This window comes from Corallococcus sp. AB049A (genome assembly GCF_003668885.1).
GTDB classification, from domain to species: domain Bacteria; phylum Myxococcota; class Myxococcia; order Myxococcales; family Myxococcaceae; genus Corallococcus; species Corallococcus interemptor.
Window position 1 is genome coordinate 1 of record NZ_RAWL01000879.1, and the last position, 669, is coordinate 669.

The window sequence follows — 669 nt, forward strand, 5'->3', positions numbered from 1 at the left end:
ATCGAGCGCTACCTGCCTTCCAATGTTCGTCCGGTCCTGGCGCCGGAAGAAATGTTCCCCGAGCGCGGCAAGCGCAAGGGCCGGAAAGGCCCTCGGCGGTCCGTTCTCAAGAGGTCGGAGGTGCTGGAGCTGGCGCGTTCGTCAAGTCGCTGGATTCAGCGGGTATGCCGCGCGATGCTGCAGCTGGAAGATGCACTGCAGCGCGCCAAGGGCTCGAAGCTCTTCGAACATTCGCAATGGGCCGAACCTGCATATTCGGCCGCTTCCATTGCGGTGTTTTCCGAAGAGTGGATCGGCGAACTGCTGGATGACCATTTCGAATGCATTAGCAATAGCGGAGAGGCGACGATGTACCAGGTGCTGATTCCGCTGGCGAGCGACCCGCAACAGGTGCCCAAGCAGTATGAGGACCTGTCGCGCATGTTCGAGATCGTAAAGGCTCTCGACCAATTACTGACCATCATTTCACGATAGGAGGCCCCATGGCCAAGATCTTGACCGCCAGTCGGTCTCATGACGTGGCCCTGCAAGGGGCCATTTTGCTGTATGGGCCGGCCGAGGGGCAGTTCACATACTCGACGGCACACCGCATCACTCACGAGGCGGGGACTCGAAAGCCTGCAATCGGCCCGGGTGTTCCGCTCAATCGGCGAGCACTCATTCACGCTG

2 protein-coding genes are annotated in these 669 nt (G+C 60.1%); both read left to right on the plus strand.

Features of this window, described 5'->3' with window-relative positions; translation table 11 throughout:
- Positions 1-474, plus strand: a 474-nt coding sequence (locus D7X55_RS40030) for a PRTRC system protein F (RefSeq protein WP_121725720.1), incomplete at its 5' end; no start/stop codon positions are given.
- Positions 475-482: 8 nt separating this feature from the next.
- The coding region (locus tag D7X55_RS45040) for a hypothetical protein (RefSeq protein WP_233610399.1) at positions 483-669 on the plus strand (187 nt) is incomplete at its 3' end.